Here is a 21304-nt window from a genome sequence, read left to right as displayed (position 1 = left end):
TTGACCAAGACTATATTGTAAATGAGGTGACAACATGCCCATTACGAATCGATTTTCTACCACCACTAACGGCGCACTCGCTATTACAGGTAATACTTTAGGCTTAAGTAAAATTAGCAATCAAAACCGTGCTGGTACAATCGGTGCAATTGGTGCATTCGTAACTACGAATACTGCTTTACAAGTACCTACTTTTCCTGCAGGTACAACGTTAAACTATACACAAAATAGTTCTACCGCTATTTTAAATATCCCTGCTGGTAGTACTATTCTTTACGCAGAACTCGTTTGGGGTGGAAACTATTTATCTCGTGATCAAAACATTACGAGTATTTTAGGGAATCCTGTTTCTTTCACAACACCTGTGTCAACATACTCAATTACCCCTTCGGCTATTACAGCTTCAAATCAAACTTTCGTTTCTGGATCTGTCACATTTGGATTCTATACACGATCTGCAGATGTAACATCCCTCGTTCAAGCTGCTGGATCTGGCTCTTATACAACCGGCTCTGTCCCTGGACTTGTTGATCCTTTAGATGCTTCTAATGGGGCTATCAATTCTTCTGGATGGACGCTCATTGTCGCTTATCAAAATGGTTCCTTACCTGCAAGAAACTTAACCATTTATGTAGCTGGTAACCGTGTTTCTGCAGAAACTGGTAGTGCCGATGTATCTGTTTCTGGATTTTTAACACCTTCAGGAGGACCAGTAAGCGGGAGATTATTTTTAAGTTCTACCGAAGGAGATGCAGATTTAACCGGGGATCAAGCTTTATTTGGACCAAATTTCAGTTCATTAAATGCTTTATCTGGACCAAACAATGCTATAAATAATTTCTTCGGTTCTCAAGTTAATAATGCTGCAGGAAACTTAGATACAACAGGGACATTCGGAACGCGAAATCAAAGTGCTTCTACAAGTACAAACATCTCCGCAGGAAGACAGGGCTGGGACATTACTTCCATTGATATTTCTCCTTATTTAACAAACTCACAAGTATCCGCCGCAATCCGTTTAACTACTAACGGAGACGCATATATGTTAAATACAGTAGGCTTACAAATTAATATAAACTCACCAAATATACAAGCGACGAAAAGCGTGAATAAAAGTGTTGCTGCAATTGGAGATATTCTCACTTATACAGTTACTATCCCTAACACCGGGCTTCTTCCTGCCAATAACGCTATTTTTATAGATAGTCTCCCTAGCGGTACTTCTTTTATACCCGGCACTGTAACAGTAGATAACGTACCACAAACAAATGCAAATCCTGCGGCTGGTATATCTCTTGGAACAATTAATAATGGTGCTTCTCGTACAGTAACTTTCCAAGCTACTGTCGTTTCTCTTCCAAGTCAAAATCCTATCTCTAACACTGCTAATATTACATTTCAATATACACCAATCGCCGGAGGAACAACTTTTAATGGTCTTGCAACAAGCAACTCTGCTGGAACACAAATTAACCTCGCAGATATTAATGGAACAAAATCAGTTAACAAACTTTTTACCGATATTGGTGAAACATTAACTTACAGTATTACCTTAGCTAATATAGGAAATATCGCTGCAACGAATGTGATATATACGGATCCGATTCCTAGCGGGACTACTTTCATTCCAGGGAGTGTAACTGTGAACGGAGTTACTCAAGCTGGCGCAAATCCCGCTAATGGTATATCAATTGGGTCAATTGCCGCAAATTCCACTACTACTATTTCATTCCAAGTACTCGTTCCTTCTATCCCTCAAACAAACCCAATATTAAATAGTGGAACAACAACATATCAATACATTCCTGTACCAAATCAACCAGCAGTAAGTGGGACTGATAAGACAAATATTGTCTCCACTCAAGTGAATAATGCTACTGTAACAATGACGAAAGCAGTAGATAAAAATTTTGCAGATATTGGTGATACACTAACGTACACCGTTTCCTTTACAGCTACAGGTAATACAAATGCGAACAATGTTATTTTTACAGATGTCATCCCTACTGGAACAACTTTCGTTCTAAACAGTTTAACAATAGATGGCACGACACAAGTGGGCGCAAATCCCGCTAACGGCGTGAATATTGGATCCATCCCAAGCGGCACAACAAAAAATGTTGCATTTCAAGTAGTAGTAAATACAATACCCGCGTCAAATGTCGTATCTAACGGATCAAGTGCTTCTTATCAATATACCGTCAACCCTAGCCAATCACCCGTTACAAAAAACATTTCTTCTAATCTCGTTTCCACTCAAATTAACAATGCGAATGTAACATTAACAAAATCAACTAACAAACAATTTGCCACAATTGGCGAAACGATAAGTTATACAATCCTTATTACAAACAGTGGAAATACGGCCGCTAATAACGTTCAACTAACAGACCCACTTCCAAATGGAACGATATTAACTCCTGGTACTGTAACACTAAACGGAGTTTTGCAAAATGTAGATTCTCTCGTCGCTTTACCTATCGGCACAATTCCTGGCGGGGCTACTTTTACCCTTTCTTTCCAAGTAACAGTCATCAATATTACAACCCAAAATCCTATCATTAATAATGCCTTCGCTTCTTATCTATATACTGTAAATCCAAATTTGCCACCGACTTCAAAGACAGCAAATTCTAATTCTGTTACATCAACAATTAGACTAGCAAATCTCCATGCTAATAAATCTGTAGATAAAACGTTTGCGGAAGTTGGCGATGTATTAACTTACACCTTCGCTCTTACTAACGATGGGAATGTTGCAGCGAACAATGTATTACTATCCGATTCAATTGCGAATGGAACCGTCTTTGTACCAAATAGCGTTATAGTTAACGGTGTTACTCAACCAGGCGTTACACCAGCTAGCATCAATATTGGTAGCATCAATGCTAATACTACAATTACAGCTTCATTCCAAGTAGTAATAACTAGCATTCCAAATCCAAACCCTATTTCAAATAGCGCTTCCATCTCCTATAACTTTATTGTTGATCCAAACGCTTCACCTGTAAGTAAGAACACTACTTCAACCACTACATTTACTCAAGTAAACGATGCAAATGTCATTTCAGCCAAAACAGTGGATCGAGCGTTCGCTACCGTAGGGGATATATTAACTTATACTGTTACTTTGACGAATGCAGGAAGTGTTTCTGCTGATAGTCCTACTTTCGTAGATACGAATCCAGACGGTACTACCTTTATTCCAAACACTTTTCTTATTAATGGTGTACTCCAAAATAACGCAGATCCAAATATAGGTGTTCCACTACCTTCCATTGCTGCTAACGGCTCACTTACCGTCTCTTATCAAGTAACCGTCACCTCTTTACCAATACAAAACCCAACGATAAATTCATCTAGTACACAGTATAGTTTTATTCTAAATCCGGGCGATCCACCAACTGTAGAAACATCTGTAAGTAACACTGTAAGTACACAAATTAATTTAGCAAATGTAGTGATTGTCAAAGAAGTAGATTTAACTATCGCCGATGTCGGGCAACCAATCACATATACAATTTCTTTAGCTAATCTTGGAAATACTATAGCAAATAATGTTATTTTTACCGATATAATCCCTAATGGCACCACAATCGTACCAAATAGTATTTTTATAGGTGGTGCTTTACAACTAGGTGCAGACCCTAGTACCGGTCTTCAAGTCGGCTCCATTCCTTCAGGTGGTTTTACAACGATTGTTTTTCAAATAAGTGCAAATGGGCTACCTTCACCAAACCCAATTCAAAACAGCGCTTCACTTCAATATAGCTTTATCGCTGATCCAAATTTACCTGCTCTTGTTAGAAACGCTGCTAGCAATATAGTAACTACACAAATTAATACTGCTAATATCGTTGCTACAAAACTAACGAGTACAAACTTCGCTGATGTTGGTGATGTCATACTATATGCGACTATTTTAACAAATAACGGGAATATCCCTGCTGCTAATGTAACGTTTACAGATATCATTCCAGCGGGTACCCCCTTCATTCCTAATACTGTAACGATTAATAATGTCCCTGTAGCTAACGCAAATCCTGCTACCGGCATTTCAATTGGTACGATAGGAGCGAATTCATCACGCACCGTTGCATTCCAAGTTTTTGTACCAACTATCCCTGCTGTAAATCCAATTACAAATCAATCAGGCACAACATTCCAATATACGTATGATCCATCCAAACCTGCTGTGATGCAGATGGTTGCTTCTAACACTGTACAGACAACTATTAATAACGCCTCAATTGCCGCTACTAAATCTGCAGATAAACAGTTTGCTAACGTAAATGATATTATTACGTACACGACTACTTTAACGAATAACGGGAACACACTTGCATCAAATGTAATATTTACAGATGTAATTCCAAACGGGACATCATTTATTGCTAATAGTGTTACTGTAAACGGGAATACACTGCCTAATGTAAATCCAGCAAGTGGAATTGTCATTGATCCAATAAATCCGAATGCAAATACGCTCATCTCGTTCCAAGTACAAGTAAATTCTATCCCGAATCCAAATCCACTCCCGAACCAAAGCAATACAACGTACCAGTACGTCGTAGATCCTAACTTACCTCCAGCATCCGCCAATACGTTAAGTAACGTAATAACAACTCAAATTAATAACGCTACTATTGTCGCTACTAAGTCTGTGAATACACCGACAGCTGCAATTGGCGATATCGTTACCTATACGATTGCAGTAACAAATACAGGTAATACTCCTGCTAGTGCGACTGTTTTAACGGATGGGCTTGGTGCAGGAGCTTCATTTATCCAAAACTCCGTAACGATCAATAATGTCCCACAACCAGGATTAGATCCATCACTTGGTATTCACTTGGCAGATATTTCGCCAGGGGATACTGTATTTATTACTTTTCAAGCACAAATTTTAGCGATACCACCTAGTGGCACATTAACAAATAATGCTCTTGTAAATTATGAATATACCGTGAATCCCAACCAATCACCTGCCGTCAATAGTACAATTACGAATACAACGGTTACTCCAATTATTGATGCTACTCTTTCTATAAATAAAACTGTCAATTCAACATTCGCTACTATTGGAGATACACTTACTTTCACTTCTACCATTACTAATTCCGGTAATACTACCGCAAACAATGTTATTTTTACAGATGTAATTCCAAATGGTACAACGTTTATTCCAAATAGTTTTACGGTAAATGGAACAACTATTACTAATGCAAATCCACAAAACGGTATCAATATTGGTAACTTGAATTCAAATGCATCTGCTACACTCAGTTTTCAAGTAAACATTACAACACTTCCAAACCCGAATCCAATCCCGAACAAATCATCGCTTCAATATAGCTTTATTGTAGATATAAATGAACCGCCAGTTTCACGAACAGTTCAATCTAATAAAACTTTTACACAAGTAAATACTGCTTCCGTTATCGCAACAAAAACTGCAAGCAGTGCTTTTGCTGCTGTTGGAGATACAATTACGTATACAACTATCCTCACCAATAGCGGAAATACTTCAGCAAACACACCTGTTTTTATCGATATATTACCACCTGAACTTTCATTCGTTCCTGATAGCGTACAAATTAATACAATCCCACAACTTGGATTTAGACCAGATAGCGGAATCTCTTTAGACTCAATTCCAGTTGGAGGAACGACAACAATTAGCTTTCAAGCTATCGTTGGCTCAATACCAGCTACAAACCCAACTTTGAACCAATCTAGCACAACATACTCGATCATTATTGATCCTACCCAGCCGCCGGTGATAGAAACAGCTACAAGTAATCCAACTTTAGTTCAAATTAACGAAGCGATTATTCAAGCAACGAAAAGTGTAGATCGACTATTTTCTGACGTAGCACCTGGAAATTCATTTTTAACGTATACTGTTTTATTAGATAATATAGGAAACGCAACTGCTACGAATATCATTTTTACAGATCCGATTCCAAATAACACAGTATTTATAGAAGATAGCGTTCGAGTAGGCGGAGTTTTATTGCCTGGAGTAAATCCAGCGAATGGGATACCGATTGGGGATATTATTGCTGGAGATTTTATAAACGTTACCTTCCGTGTGCAAGTAGTTAGCATTCCAAATCCAATTTTCACAATTGGACCAGGCGGACCAAACTCACCGGTTGTAAACAGCGCTTCCATTAATTATCAATTTATGACAGGTCCAAACTTACCACTCGTTTCAAGAAGTACGACGTCCAATCCGGTTTCGACACAAATAAATTCTGGGGAAATTGTGGCAATCAAATCTGTAAATAAAACTTTCGCAACAATTGGCGATACAATTTCTTATACAATTACATTAAGTAACCCTGGAAATGTCACTTCACAAAATATAATTTTTACGGATACTTTACCTGATGGAACGACATTCATATCTGGCACTCTTACAAACGATTCTGGTACACAGCAAATCGGAAATCCAGCTAACGGAATTCAGATTGGAAATATAAACCCAAATGGAACGGCCGTGATTACTCTTAACGTACTTGTTACAAACATTCCAAGTATAAATCCAATTTCTAATTCTAGCTCTGTACAATTTGCACATGTGGTCGATCCTAGCCAACCTGCCGTATCGCAAACGAATGTATCTAATACGGTTTCGACAACTATTAATAGTGCAATTTTAACAACAAAAAAGAGTGCTGATAAATCTATAGTTTCAGTTGGAGATACGATTACGTATACAACTACTATTAGAAATACCGGAAATACAGCCGCAACGAATATTACTTTCACAAGCGCTATTCCAGCTAACACTACCTTTATACCAAATTCAGTCACAATAAATAGCGTTCAGCAGTCTGGTGCGCAACCAGCACTTGGAGTAAATATACCAAATATCGCTCCTGGTGAAACGGTAACTGTTACTTTCCAAGTAAATGTTATTTCCGTTTCCCCTTCCAGTTCAATTATGGGTAATGACACAATTTTATATTCTTATACTGTTGATCCAAACAGCGCTCCTGCTACTACCTCTACTTCTACGAATATTGCTACAAATCCTGTATTAGATGCTATGATAACGATGGTAAAATCGGTCGATCAAACCCTTGTAACACTAGGCGATACCATAACCTATACGACAATTTTAACGAATAACGGTAATACAAATGCAACTAATATTACTTTCACGGATCTTATACCAAATGGTACAACATTTATTACTGATAGCGTTACAATAAATGGACTCACACAAATTGGATTGAATCCTAATACAGGCATAACGATTGGATCAATTGCCCCTAACAGCTCAATATCTATAGCATTTCAAGTGACCGCTACTTCTACCCCTGTTCAAAATCCTATTGCCAATTCCGCTACTGCTTCTTACACATTTATCGCTGATCCCAATGCACCTATTGTTTCAAGAAACGTTACTTCAAACACAGTGTTTACTACGATTAATACAGCTAACATTCTTTCATTAAAACAAGTCGATAAATCCTTTAGTCGTATTGGAGACACACTCACTTATACTGTCGTTTTAACAAACAATGGAAACTCATCCGCACAAAATGTTATATTTACAGATACCGTACCAAGCGTCACTACATTTATTGCAAACACATTTTCTATTAATGGAGTTCCTCAAAGCGGGGCGGATCCATCGAACGGTGTGAATATTGGGACAATAACAGCCGGGACTACAGTAACAGTTTCGTTCCAAGTTACTGTAACATCATTACCAACCGCAAACCCAATTGTAAATTTCTCATCAACATCGTATCAATTAGTCTCACCACCTGAAGCAGAAACTTCAATTAGCAATCCTGTTTCAACCCAAATTAAAGAAGCCATATTATCTATGACCAAAAATGAAAGTGTATCCTTTGCAGATATCGGGCAAACTGCTTTTTATACTACTTCTATTACCAATGTAGGCAATACCGATGCAACTAATATTGTATTCACAGATGCATTACCAAGTGGACTCACATTTGTTCCTAACACATTAACTGTCGATGGCGTTTTACAACCTAACGCGGATCCAAATACAGGTGTATTACTTGCAACACTTCCACCAAATGAAATATATAGCATCGTCTTTCAAGTTACAGTAAACAATATTCCCCCTAGTAACCCAGCACCAAATAAAGCATCAACGACGTATGAATTTACTGTTGATCCTGTTAATCCTCCCGTTTCAAGTGCAGCTACTTCCAACACTACACTCCTTCAAATAAACAACGCAACTATTATTAGCACCAAAACAGCAAATCTTACTTTTGCGGATGTTGGTAATACAATAACATTTACACTTAACCTTCCTAATACCGGGAATGTGACCGCAACTGATGTAACTATTATCGATATTCTTGATAGCAATTTAAGTTTCGTTCCAAATAGTTTCACAGCTAATGGGCAAACCATTCCAAACGCCGATTTATCAACTGGTGTAAATATTGGTTCCATTAATGGTGGTAATACGGCAATCGTTACATTCCAAGCAACTGTTATTACACTTCCAACACTTAATCCCATTTCTAACTCTGCTTCTACCACATATCATTATGTCGTTGATCCTAGCCAGCCACCTATTACAACTTCCAATCAATCTAATACAACGACAACACAAATTAATAGCGCTATCCTTACTGCACAAAAAAATTCAAATGTATCTACGGTAGATATCGGGCAGGATATTACCTACACCGTTACAATTACAAATAGCGGAAATGTGAGTGCAACGAATGTTATTTTTACCGACCTTATTCCAGACGGAACTTCCTTTGAACCGAATAGCTTTACACTGAACGGAACTAGCATCCCAAATGCAGATATCATTACAGGCGTTCCAATCGGTGATATCGCGCCAAACGAATCTGTCATCGTAGCATTTCACATTATCGCCAATGAAATTCCGCCTATAAATCCAATTACTAATCAAGCTAGCGTTAGCTTTCAACATATCGTTAATCCAGCTAATCCTCCAGTTTCAAAAAATATTATTTCTAACAACGTTACAACAAAAATTGAAAGTGCTATTTTAAATACTATTAAAATAGGAGATAAAACTTTTGCAACGATTGGTGATACGATTACGTATACAACGACTATTACGAACACAGGCAATATTCCTGCTAACAACGCTATATTCTCAGACCCTTTACCATCGTGGACACAATTTGTTGCAGGATCAGTTATTGTTGATGGCACTCCATTACCATCCGCTTCGATTATTAACGGTGTTGGCATAAATACAATCAGTCCAAATCAAACTGTTACAATCATATTCCAAGTACAAATCGTAAGTAATCCAACAACGTTCACACCTGAACTCCAAAACTTAGGATTTGTTAACTTCCAATATAACGTAGGCAATGCATTACTGGCTCAGCCTGGCAATGTGGAAACGAATGTCTTCGTTACTTCTATTAATACAGCCATACTTTCAGCTGTAAAAACTGCTAATACAGCCTTTGCAAATATTGGAGATACGATCACTTATACAGTTTCGATTCAAAATAACGGCAATACAAACGCTACGAATGTAAATTTCTCAGACCCAGTTCCAACTGGAACGACCTTTGTTGAAAATAGTTTTGCTGTAAATGGAAGTACCATTCCAGGCGCAAATCCAAATAACGGAGTGAATATCGGAACAGTTAGCGCAGGTAGTTCCTTAACCGTTACTTTCCAAGTCATAGTTACATCTACTCCACCTTCAAATCCGATTACAAACGTAGCATCTATTCAATACGCATTCATCGTTGATCCGGCCTCTCCTCCTGTTACAGGCACGATAAATTCTAATAGCGCTTCAACACAAATTAATAATGCGACTGTTACAACTGTTTTACAAGCAAATCGTTCAATTGTATCTATCGGGGATGTAATTACGTATACAGCAACATTAACGAATACTGGAAACTTCCCTGCAAACTCTGTATTACTCATTAACGGAGTTCCTGAAGGAGCATTATTTGTTCCAAATAGTGTTACGCTCAACGGGATTTCACTTCCAGATGCAAGTCCAACTCTCGGTATTCCAGTTGGTATTATCGCACCAGGTGATTCCGCTACTATTACGTTCCAATTTCTTGCAAGTTCTATTCCACCGCAAGGAGCGATTATAAATCAAGCACTTACAAGTTACACGTATATTGTCGATCCAAGTCAACCTCCTGTTACAGCAACATCCTCGTCTAATACGGTTAATACAGCTGTTGTTGATGCATCGTTATCCGTAATTAAAAGTACAGATTCTCTCGTACAATCTACTGACGGTACAATCACTTACACAGTAGTCGTTCAAAATAACGGAAATACTACTGCAAATACAGTTACTTTAACAGATTTGGTCCCAGAAGGAACTGCATTTATTCCGAATAGCGTTACCATTAGTGGTGTTTCTGTTCCAGGTGCCGATCCTAACGTAGGAATACCATTAAACTCCATCACACCGTCAGAAATCGTCACTGTAACATTCCAGGTTATCGTTCAATCTATACCAAGCGTGAACCCAATTTCTAATACAGCCCGTATTGACTATACTTTTATCGCCGATCCAACTGCTCCTATCATCTCTCGAACAATTACGTCTAATCCTGCTTTCACACAAATTTCGGATGCAACTATCCTTTCTTTAAAAGCAGTCAATGCACCTCAAACAACAACAGGTGATATTTTGACTTACACAATAACACTAGAAAATACCGGAAATATTCCAGCTACGAATCTCATATTTTCAGATACGATTCCCCAAGATACTACATTCGTAGAAAATAGTTTTACACTTAATGGAACAACTATACTTGGTGCCAATCCAAATGTAGGTGTTACTTTACCTACCTTAGCAGCAAACGCTACTCACCTTATTTCGTTCCAAATTCTTATTAAAGATTCATTCTCGCGAGAATCGATTACAAATCAATCCAATACAACATATACAATCCAACCAGACCCAGGGCAATCGCCTATTACTGAAACATCTACTAGTAATATCGTCATTACAAATTTCGTGCAAGCACAATTGACAATTACAAAAACATCCAATCCAACAACTGTAGATATTGGCGGAACTATACTTTATATTTCTGAAGTGAAAAATATCGGTAATGTTGACGCAATAAATATTGTTTTCACAGATTCTATCCCAGCTGGGACTACATTTGTTCCCGATAGTGTCACAATTAACGGTGTCCTTCAGCCAGGTGTAAATCCTGAAAACGGAATACCGATTGGAACAATTCCAGCTAACAGTTCCAAAACGATACTATTTCAAGTGCAAACAAATAATCCACCTACTGAAACCGAAATTGTAAATCAATCTTCAGCAACTTACCAATATGTAAGTATCCCTACAGCCCCACCAGTGAATCGCTCTGCAAATTCTAACATTGTTACAACATCACTTCAAAACGCAAATATTATTTCTGTTAAAAGCGCGGATATAACTTTCGCATCAATCGGGCAAATTATTACCTACACAAATACACTACAAAATATAGGAACCGTTCCAGCTAACAATACCGTGTTCATTGATAACATTCCAGAAGGTACTATATTTATTGAAGATAGCTTAGCAATAAATAATGTAATTCAGCCTGGCGCTAATCCTGAAAACGGAGTAACTCTCGGCACGATACAACCAAATGAAACAGTCACTATTTCATTCCAAGTACAACTTACAAATATACCAGTTGGCAATGTAGTCATTAATATTTCAGACACCTCGTACGAATACCAAATTGACCCTAGTTCTCAAATTATTCAGCGTAGATCGTTATCAAATGCAGTAAATACTGAAGTGCGGACGGCAAATGTTAGTGCAATTAAATCCGCTAACAGATCCATTACACGTATCGGTCAAATCATCACATATACAGTCGCAGTTACAAACGCTGGTACAATACCTATTACAAATACTCTCCTACTTGACGCAATTGCTTCTGGCACCACATTCGTTCCAAATAGCATTCTTGTAGATGGCGTACCAAGACTTAACGAAAATCCAATTACAGGTATCAATCTTGATATAATTCTTCCAAATAATACGATTATCGTTACGTTCCAAGTAAGCGTAGTCTCTATACCGCCACAAAATAACATTAATAATATCGCCGTCATTCACTATGAGTATCGACCAGACCCAAGCACACCACCAATTTCAGAAACGACCTCTTCCAATGCTACAAACATACAATTTATTGATGCTATTCTTATTGCTACAAAGTCCACTAATACTGTATTAGCTAACATTGATGAAACCATTGAATATACAGTATTCATTCAAAATAATGGATCGGCTACAACTAACTCCATCTTTTTTACAGATACTATAGCGGATGGAACAGTATTTATTCCAGGAAGTGTAGTAGTTAATAATACTGTACTTCCTGCAGCAGATCCGAATATCGGCTTTTCCATTCCTAATGTCGCAGCAGGTCAAATGGCTACAATAACATTCCAAGTTTCCGTTACGAATTTACCTGCTGTAAATCCAACACCTAATACTGCAAACGTCGTCTACGACTTTATTTTCAATCCTGACTTTGCACCAATTCAAAAATCTACTACTTCCAATACTACTTTTGTTCAAATTAATGATGCTGACATCGTTTCACTTAAAACTGTTGATTTAACCTCTGTAACGATTGGTGACATTTTAACTTATACAACAACTTTAACGAATACAGGGAATACGGATGCCACTGCTGTTGTATTTACAGACAATATTCCTAATGGAACAACCTTTATTGACGGTAGCGTTTTAGTAAATAACATTCCTCAGCTTAATGCCAACCCAAGTGCAGGTATACTTGTAGGAACGATTGCTCCTAATATTTCTATCCCAGTCACATTTTCTGTTACCGTCGTAGCTCTTCCTGCTAGCGGCCATGTTCAAAATCAATCAACTTCTCGTTATACAATAAACGTGGAAGAACAAATATCCACTAGCAATATTACCTTCACTGAAGTTATTTCTGCTAATGTAATTGCGACAAAAACAACACCTATCCAATATGCTGACCTACAAACTATTATCCCTTACACTATTTCCATTACAAACAATGGGAATATACAAGTAGAAAACATTATTGTTACAGATATCATCCCAGCAAATACGAGCTTTATAGAGAATAGTGTTATCGTGAATGGCAACGCTCGGCCAAATGACAATCCACTTAACGGTATACAAATTGATAACATTCCGCCTAATACGACAGCAACCATTCTATTCCAAGTACGGGTTACTTCGATTCCACAAACAAATCCAATCTCTAACACGAGTACAATTGAATATGAATACACGGTACCAAATCGACCACCTATTACCGAAACTATTATTTCATCAGCTGCTTTAACAGAAATTAATCATGCGAATTTGAATAGTAATAAAGCTGTTGACCTTGCATTTGCAACGGTTGGTGATACGTTAACGTATACGATTACACTAAATCAAACCGGTAATGTTGCAGTAAATGATGTAATCATTCAAGATATTATTCCTCAAGGTACTACGTTTATAGAAAATAGCGTCATTGTAAACGGAGAAACTCTTCCAGGAGTGAATCCAGTAAGCGGCATACCAATTGGTACTATAACTATTGGTGGAGATGCTATCGTTTCATTCCAAGTAACTGTGACTTCTATTCCAACACCAAATGAACTAAACAACAACGCAATTACTACTTTTAACTATATAGTCAACCCAAATAACGTACCTGTTACAAATACGACTACAACAAATACTGTCAAAACTACTGTCCAAAATGATAATGTCATTGCTTTTAAGTCTGCTGATGTAACAAACGCCTTACCTGGTCAAACTTTAACGTATACAATTACGATTACGAATAGCGGTAATGTAACGATTGAAGACCTTCTTGCCATAGACGCCGTACCAATAGATACGACTTTTGTTGCTGGTAGTGTTACGATTAACGGAATCAATCAGCCTAATGAGAATCCTGAAAATGGTATTACGTTAGGAAATCTTGCTCCTAATGAATTTGTTATTATTACGTTCCAAGTGACAATATCTTCTTCTACTCTTCAATCTACAATTAATAATGATGCTTCTGTTTCCTATACCGTTATCATTGATCCAACAAAACCACCTATTACAATTACAAAACAAACAAATACCGTTACAACGACAGTTATTGATCCGATGGTTCGCATTGAAAAAACAGCTGACAAATCTATTGTCGTTATAGGAGATATCATTACATTCACATTAGCGGTATTCAATCATTCCCCAATTCCTACAATCAGTACTTCTGTTATAGACACAATTCCAGCTGGTACAACATTTATAGAAAACAGCGTAACCATTAACGGCACTCCCGTTCCAAATGTTCGTCCAGACACTGGTATTAATATTGGTTCTTTATTTGCAGGTAAAGTAGCAACTATAACATTTCAAGTTCTCGCAACTTCTATTCCTTCAAACAGTACAATTATAAATTCTGCAACAGTTACCGCTGCTTTTCAGTTGACACCACAGGATCCAATTATTACTTTCATTGTTAATTCAAATATCGTTCGTATACCAGTTCAATTTATAACTGCAACAGTCACGAAAAATGCTTCCGTCAGCTCAGCTTATTTAAATCAATATTTTGATTACACGGTACGCATTACAAATACTTCTGAAATTTCACTCTCAAATATTTCGTTACAAGATACTATTCCAGCAGGTTTACAATTTATAAATGGCACTGTCTTTATTAACGGTGAACGCTCTCCACTAGCGAATCCGAATATCGGTTTCCTAGTCGCTACTAATTTGGAACAAAACGAAACAATTATCGTGTTATTCACAGTACAAGTGATAAGCCCCCCTGTTAATAATCCCTTTAAAAATACGGCCAATATTTCGTTACAACTTCAAGTCTCGCCTACCGACCCACCAATTACAGTAACCGTTACAAGTAACGAAAACATCGTCACCTTTGTTCCAGAAAATCCAGATGAAGCACTTCCAAATTTAAATTGCTTCTTTGACGGTGAACGCTTCATTCGCATTACTCCTCGAAATGTACGAAATTACCTTTGGACTTGGATTTGGTGGAAGTAATTGAAACAAAAAAGAGATTGTAGTTTGGTTGAAACCAAATTACAATCTCTTTTTCATTACCTATATCCCACTACGTTGTAACTCGTCCAAGGATATACGATTAAACACCATCTCAAGTTATTTTAGTCGTAATAAGTTGGCCAGCTTCATTAATAGTAACTTTCCATTTCACTCCACTAGCAGTCTTCATGATTATACCTTTACTTGCCTCTATTTCAATATCTCCAAACATTCTTCCGCCAGTCGTCGCTAACCAAGCACTCCCATTTTCCATAGAAGATCTTGCAAAGATACGATTAATTCGAAAACGTTTATGATCTTGAGAATAACCACTTAATGTAATTCTAACTTTATATAACTGACTGGCCTTCATATTCGATATAATTGTATCGCCAACATTTAATGGAACATCCAACGCGATAACCCAACTTCCAGTTGCACTTAATGCATATTCAATTTTAATTTTCTTTGGGCTCTCTCCCCATCCAAAATACATTCCAAAACAATTTAACATTTGTATTGGTTTTTTCGTAAAATCCATTTCAATTACAACTGGATTACTATCTGGAACGTCAATATAGTTTACACTTTGTTCATCTATTAAATTAAAGCAATTTGTGAGATTTCCCCCGTACGGCACTTTTCCACTTACTTGCTTAACGTTATATTTCTGCTGAGCATTTACTAAAATATCATCTTGATTTCCTATTAAATGAGGTCTATTTAACGTCAAAGGTAACTGAATTCGTAGGGATTCTTCATAAGTAGACTTACAAACATTGTATTGTCCTTTATCTACAATAGTTGTCGAAAGCAGATTTGAAAAAAGGTAGTTACGATGAGAATTGGAAGAAAATTCAATAACAATTTGTTCACTACTCATCCGGTACGTATCCCAGATCATACAATCAAATGTATTATACGCACCTGAACAACGAATTACTTTTTCCGTTTGTTGTCTACATTGCACTTGAATATCATGAAACGTATTTCCTGAACTTTCATTTGGCAAATCACTATTTCCATCTACTTCAATCCCATACACACATCCATCAATAAATATAGATTGAAATACATTGGCGTTAATCCAGCAAGGTGTATTGATATCATTTATATATTCTGTCTTCAAATGTATTGCAGTTTGAAAGTTTTTAATTTGAATAAATTTAACTTGAAAGAAACTAATAAAATCCCATGCCTTTTGACAATAAAAATGTATAGCTTTTCCTTTATACGATGGAGTTGTATTTATTATATTTATATTTGATATAACAGATTGATTAGGTACTTCGATTTGTTGTGAACCAGAAACATAAATAACAGCAGATTGAAACAATGGATTTATAACTTGAAGAGTACCACCAACTATCGAAGCGTTACTTTGTAGCTCAAATGCATTAAAATCCCCATCAATTTGCAGTGTTACGGTAGGATCCAACTCTAATCTTACGTTTGATTTAATAACAATCGGCTTTACAATTTTGTACGTATTTATCCCTGTAATTCTAACCGTCGAAATTCGATTCGCTACACAATAATCAATAGCTTGCTGAATTGCTAATGAGCTATCATTTCCCGAGTTTGGAACTGCGCCAAAACAATCAATATGAACGCTACTTTCTGGCGCACAATCTTCTTGGGATGAAATATATTCTGACAAAATAAATTCACTCCTCATATTACCTTTTTCATATAATATGTGAGTTGTCTCTTAAAAGTTTCTATAATAAAAAAAACAAACGACCTACTCGGTCATTTGTTTAATTCATATATATTTTTCGTTTCCTCTATCATTTTAGTTAACGAGAAATATCTCATTGCTTTCTCTCGTGCTTTCAATCTAATAGCAGTTACCTTTTCTTCATTCCCTTGTAGTTCCTCAAGCGCACTTGCGAATTCTGATTCGCAATATTCAGATATCAAAACACCTGACTCTCCATCTATTACCGCTTCATGTATTCCACCAACATCTATTGAAACAATTGGTGTCCCTGTAGCCATCGCTTCAATTACTACCATTGGAAACACTTCACGAAAAGATAATAAAAGTAAGGCGTCCATATTCCCTATAAACTCATGCGGCTCTGAAATATTCCCTAGCATCTTCACCCTTTGCTGCAATCCATATTTTTCTATTTCTTTCATAATCGATTCTTTCTCTGGTCCATCACCAGCAATATAAAACATAAAATCATTTCTCTTTTTCAATACATTTGCAATTTTGACAAATAGTTGATGGTTTTTCTCTTTGGATAATCTAGCTAATATCCCTATTTTATATGTAGATTCTTTCTTTTTCTGCTGGAATAAAAACTTTTCAATATCAACACCGTTATAAATTGTATTTATTTTTTCTTCTGCTACATGAATTGAAATTAAATTGTTCTTTTCAAACTCACTTACTGTAATAATATTGTTCACATATTTATTCATGAAATACCGAAAAAGCGTTGGCATTTTCTTTTCTAATATCGTTACATTGTGTTTCGTATAAACAATTTTCATCTTTTTTTTAATAAACTTTTGAAGTAGAAAAGCATATAATACCATTCGCAAACTATTTGCATGAATAAGTTCTATCTTTCGTTTACAAATTTCGTTTCGTAAATAATAAATATTTCTCAAATGATTCCATCGACTAAGTAAGATAAAATTTTCTTTTCTAGTAAGGGATTCATATAGTTCTCCATCACCTGCAGCTGTATAAATCTTAAAATCCTCATAATGCAAATTATTTTCTAATTTACAGAAATAATTTTCGGCTCCGCCAGTTATCAATTTATCAGTCATCAACAGGATATTCATAATTGCGTCTTCCCAACTACATTGATTTTATTTTTTTTATAAGCATGATAAGCATACTTACTAAAATAGTAAAAGCTTTGCACTGCATTAAGACTTTTTTGGTCCCTTAATAATTTCCAATACCGAAAAGCTGCTCTAACTTTATTTCTCGAAACAGAATTTGCTACAATTCGATACTTCGCTAATACTTGCTGTATCCCTTTTGCTTCATGCCCTTCATGTAATAAGTTCAGCCATAACGCTGTATCTTCCGGCTGTACACTAGGCATTTCGACATACGGAATTTTTTCACGATCAATCATCACCGTTAAACACCCGATAATTGTATTTCCTACTAAATAATGATAGTCAACAGATTTTGGTACACTCACTTCGCGATTTAATTCATTACCATTTTCATCAATTAAACTATACGACGCATATGAAAAAGCAATATTCATTTCTTCCATAAATAACAATTGTGTCTTCAATTTATGCGGCAACCATATATCATCACTATCTAAAAAGGCAATGTACCTTCCTCTCGCCTCTCGAATCGCTAAATTCCGAGCTTTAGCAGCACCAACATTTTCTTTTAATGATAATAACCTAATACGTGAGTCTCCTTCTATTATCTCTTTAATTTTTGCGGCAGATTGGTCGGTTGAACAGTCATCAACGATAATCATTTCCCAGTTTTCATACGATTGATTCTGTACAGATAAAATTGTCTCACCTATAAATCGTCTACTATTATAAGAAGGTGTTATTACAGAAACATGAGGCGCCTTATTATGTGCTGATAGACATTTTACCATCTATCTTTCCCCTTCCTTCATATATTGAAATATACTTCACAACAACTGCTAAAAATAAAAAGAACGCTTCGTTAATAATGAGTGACAATGACATCATCTGAAATAAAAATGCAATCATAGTCAATAGAAGGTATGGTTTTTCACGAAACAAAGTATGCTGCGCTAACTTAAACATTAATATGAATAAAAACGCACTATATAGAAGAAAACCAATTGTACCCGACTCAGACAAAATTTCTAAAAATGTATTGTGTACATATAATTTTTCATTAAATTGATACTCATAATAATTCGAGAAGTTAAACGCACCAATTCCGATATATGGATTGGATAAATAATATTTAAAAGCAGCTTCCCATAATGTAAATCTACCACTTCCATTATCATGGGAAAAATCAGAAATTCGTTTATTTAATATGTCATCTAATTGGCCCCCCATTACACTATTCGATAAACTAAAAATAACTACACTAAACAATACTAAACTCATAATTATTTTTATTTTTTTAGCGAAACTAGACATACATATATATACAAAAATGACAAGCACAAGCGCTAATATTCCCCCTCTTGAAAAGGTTAATAGACTCGTCGTAACACATAAAATTAACCCTAAGATGTTAGTGATATTTTGCAAATTCGTCATATAGTACATAAAAAATATTGTATTATAGAAAATAAAAATGTTAGGATCATCTAGCAATCCAATTAACCGTGGATATCCTCTATCAACTAATAATCCAGCAAAAATTTCTCTCTCTTCTCCACCGTATAAACTAAAGTATTGTAAACCGATTATATAGAGTAGTAGACTTACAACATTAAATACTATTCCTACATAAGCAATAGATGATTCAAGTACCACTATTTCAGTATTCCCCAATAAATTTCTCATTATAAAATAGCATCCTAAAACGAGTAGCACGCCAAAAATCATACGAATACTAGCATTTAAATACATAGAAAGAATTCCGCTTAAACAATAAATGAAATAAAACAGTAAAAATATAACTTCATGAAAATATAACTTTTGAATATGAAAGTCTTTAATTGTTAAACAAAAATATATGACTAAAAAAATCATATATATCTTCAATGAAAATCCAATATATAAATTGTATTTACTTAACATGACAAATAATATTAGAAGAATAATCCATCCCATTGATACTTTCATATTATTTTCCATAGGCTATATCCCCTGTTTCGTAATATAATCCTTTTTGCGTATTTTTCTTATAAAAGAAAGAAGAAGTTTTTTTAGCTCATAATCATATAGGAATATGGCAGCTACTACAATTAGTATATTAAGAACAAGCGCAATTAAATGATATGTATGCAATATATATTGCACTCCAATAAAGGTTACACCAAAATAAATTGTATACGGTATTACAATTTGGAATACAATTTTTTTCTTCACTACACTTACCGCTATATATCCCACTAAAGCGACTATTTCAAATAAAACCATAGCGTATGCCGCTCCTATCACTCCACCAAGACTACTAAAGCTATAAAGCATAACCCCACCTATCACCAATGCTACACACTGCACAACAGTCCTCTTATTTTGACAACCACTCGTCGTTAAACCGTCAGCAATGGCAATATTTAAACTTTGTAGCACAATAAGAAATGATAATATTTGGAGTGGTTCTACTGCATTCCTCCATTCTTCATGAAAAAATATAGAAATAAAGTATGGTGCTAAATGATATAAACCGATCGTCATACATATTCCTACAATCGCCATTGATTTAATTTGAAGTAAATTTAATTTCGTATGCTCTTCTATATTATTCTGGTTATAATGCTTAAAGAGCACCGGAAAAAATGCACCTGCAATTACCCCTGGTACTTGATATAAAGCTGCCGGCATCCGGTACGCCACTGCAAAAACACCTACCATACTTAATGGCAATGTATAGTTAAGCAAGATAGGCGCTAATTGTGGCGTACTCATTATTAAAAAACCGCTAATAATAAAGGGAGTTAATTGCCAAAATAACGCTTTATGAATTACGACTTTCATATTCATTTTCGTCTTTCTTCTCATGATATATATACTGAATAAACCACCAATCATATACCCAAAAGCATATAAGCGAGCTGTTACATACACCGGTAACTCTCCGAAAATACAAAAACATGTAATTATAATGACAACTGATGCTGATACAACTTTTATGAGCGCTATATACTTCATACGTTCCGTCAGTTGAAAATAGGCAATCCCTATGTTTTGCCAAGTTAATCCTATTAACATGAAAAACATTACGTTTATCATCATATAAATTAAATTTTTATCCGCATACATATAATGAATAGCAATATAACCGATGATAGAAATAAAAATAAGTAGAATCATCCTTATTTTTATATACGATGATAAAATCTGCTCTAAATCTGCTCCATCCTTTGCCCCTTCTCGAAGAAACGTATTACTAAGTCCTAAGTCTGTAAAAAATAACATAACAAACGTCACTGCTATGGCAACACTAAACATCCCATAATGTTGTGCGTTAAAAAAGTTTGCTAAAACAATTAAACTGACGGCCTGAAGAAGGTTAGCTAAAATCGTACTATAAAATAGATGGATAATATTGCTTAGAATAGATCTACCCATACAAGT

6 protein-coding genes are annotated in these 21304 nt (G+C 35.8%); 1 reads left to right on the top strand and 5 read right to left on the bottom strand.

Going from position 1 to position 21304, the window contains the following annotated elements; all coding sequences use genetic code 11:
- Window positions 1-34: 34 nt before the first annotated feature.
- Window positions 35-15067 carry a DUF11 domain-containing protein gene (locus ES895_RS05775; RefSeq protein ID WP_135238187.1) on the top strand — a complete coding sequence of 5011 codons (15033 nt, stop codon included), beginning with the start codon at window positions 35-37 and terminating at the stop codon, window positions 15065-15067.
- 112 nt (window positions 15068-15179) lie between these two features.
- Here the strand turns inward: ES895_RS05775 and ES895_RS05770 are convergent, their stop codons facing one another.
- The 5 genes from ES895_RS05770 to ES895_RS05750 form a co-directional block, all read right to left on the bottom strand.
- Window positions 15180-16727: a glycoside hydrolase family protein gene (locus tag ES895_RS05770; RefSeq protein ID WP_000006054.1), complete on the bottom strand. Its 1548-nt coding sequence runs from the start codon at window positions 16725-16727 to the stop codon at window positions 15180-15182.
- Window positions 16728-16819: 92 nt separating this feature from the next.
- Entirely contained in the window at window positions 16820-17872 is a 1053-nt protein-coding gene (locus tag ES895_RS05765; protein ID WP_001023684.1) for a glycosyltransferase family 4 protein, read from the bottom strand.
- Window positions 17869-18669, bottom strand: a complete 801-nt coding sequence (locus ES895_RS05760) for a glycosyltransferase family 2 protein (RefSeq protein WP_000237694.1) — start codon at window positions 18667-18669, stop codon at window positions 17869-17871. Before ES895_RS05760 ends, ES895_RS05765 begins: the two co-directional genes overlap by 4 nt.
- Window positions 18644-19858, bottom strand: coding sequence for an O-antigen ligase family protein (locus ES895_RS05755; protein WP_000429870.1), 1215 nt, complete (start codon window positions 19856-19858; stop codon window positions 18644-18646). Before ES895_RS05755 ends, ES895_RS05760 begins: the two co-directional genes overlap by 26 nt.
- A 3-nt stretch (window positions 19859-19861) precedes the next feature.
- A complete protein-coding gene (locus ES895_RS05750) occupies window positions 19862-21298 on the bottom strand; it encodes an oligosaccharide flippase family protein (RefSeq protein ID WP_000533743.1) in 1437 nt (478 codons plus the stop codon).
- Window positions 21299-21304 lie beyond the last annotated feature (6 nt).

Source organism: Bacillus sp. 007/AIA-02/001 (assembly GCF_004634455.1).
Lineage (GTDB): Bacteria > Bacillota > Bacilli > Bacillales > Bacillaceae_G > Bacillus_A > Bacillus_A cereus.
The sequence above is the reverse complement of the archived record's forward strand: the minus strand, read 5'-3'. Positions and strand labels throughout refer to the sequence as shown.

Coding starts and splice junctions, on each gene's coding strand:
- ES895_RS05755 (WP_000429870.1), bottom strand. CDS start 19,858: ATGGAAAATAATATGAAAGTATCAATGGGATGGATTATTCTTCTAATA.
- ES895_RS05760 (WP_000237694.1), bottom strand. CDS start 18,669: ATGGTAAAATGTCTATCAGCACATAATAAGGCGCCTCATGTTTCTGTA.
- ES895_RS05750 (WP_000533743.1), bottom strand. CDS start 21,298: ATGGGTAGATCTATTCTAAGCAATATTATCCATCTATTTTATAGTACG.
- ES895_RS05775 (WP_135238187.1), top strand. CDS start 35: ATGCCCATTACGAATCGATTTTCTACCACCACTAACGGCGCACTCGCT.
- ES895_RS05765 (WP_001023684.1), bottom strand. CDS start 17,872: ATGAATATCCTGTTGATGACTGATAAATTGATAACTGGCGGAGCCGAA.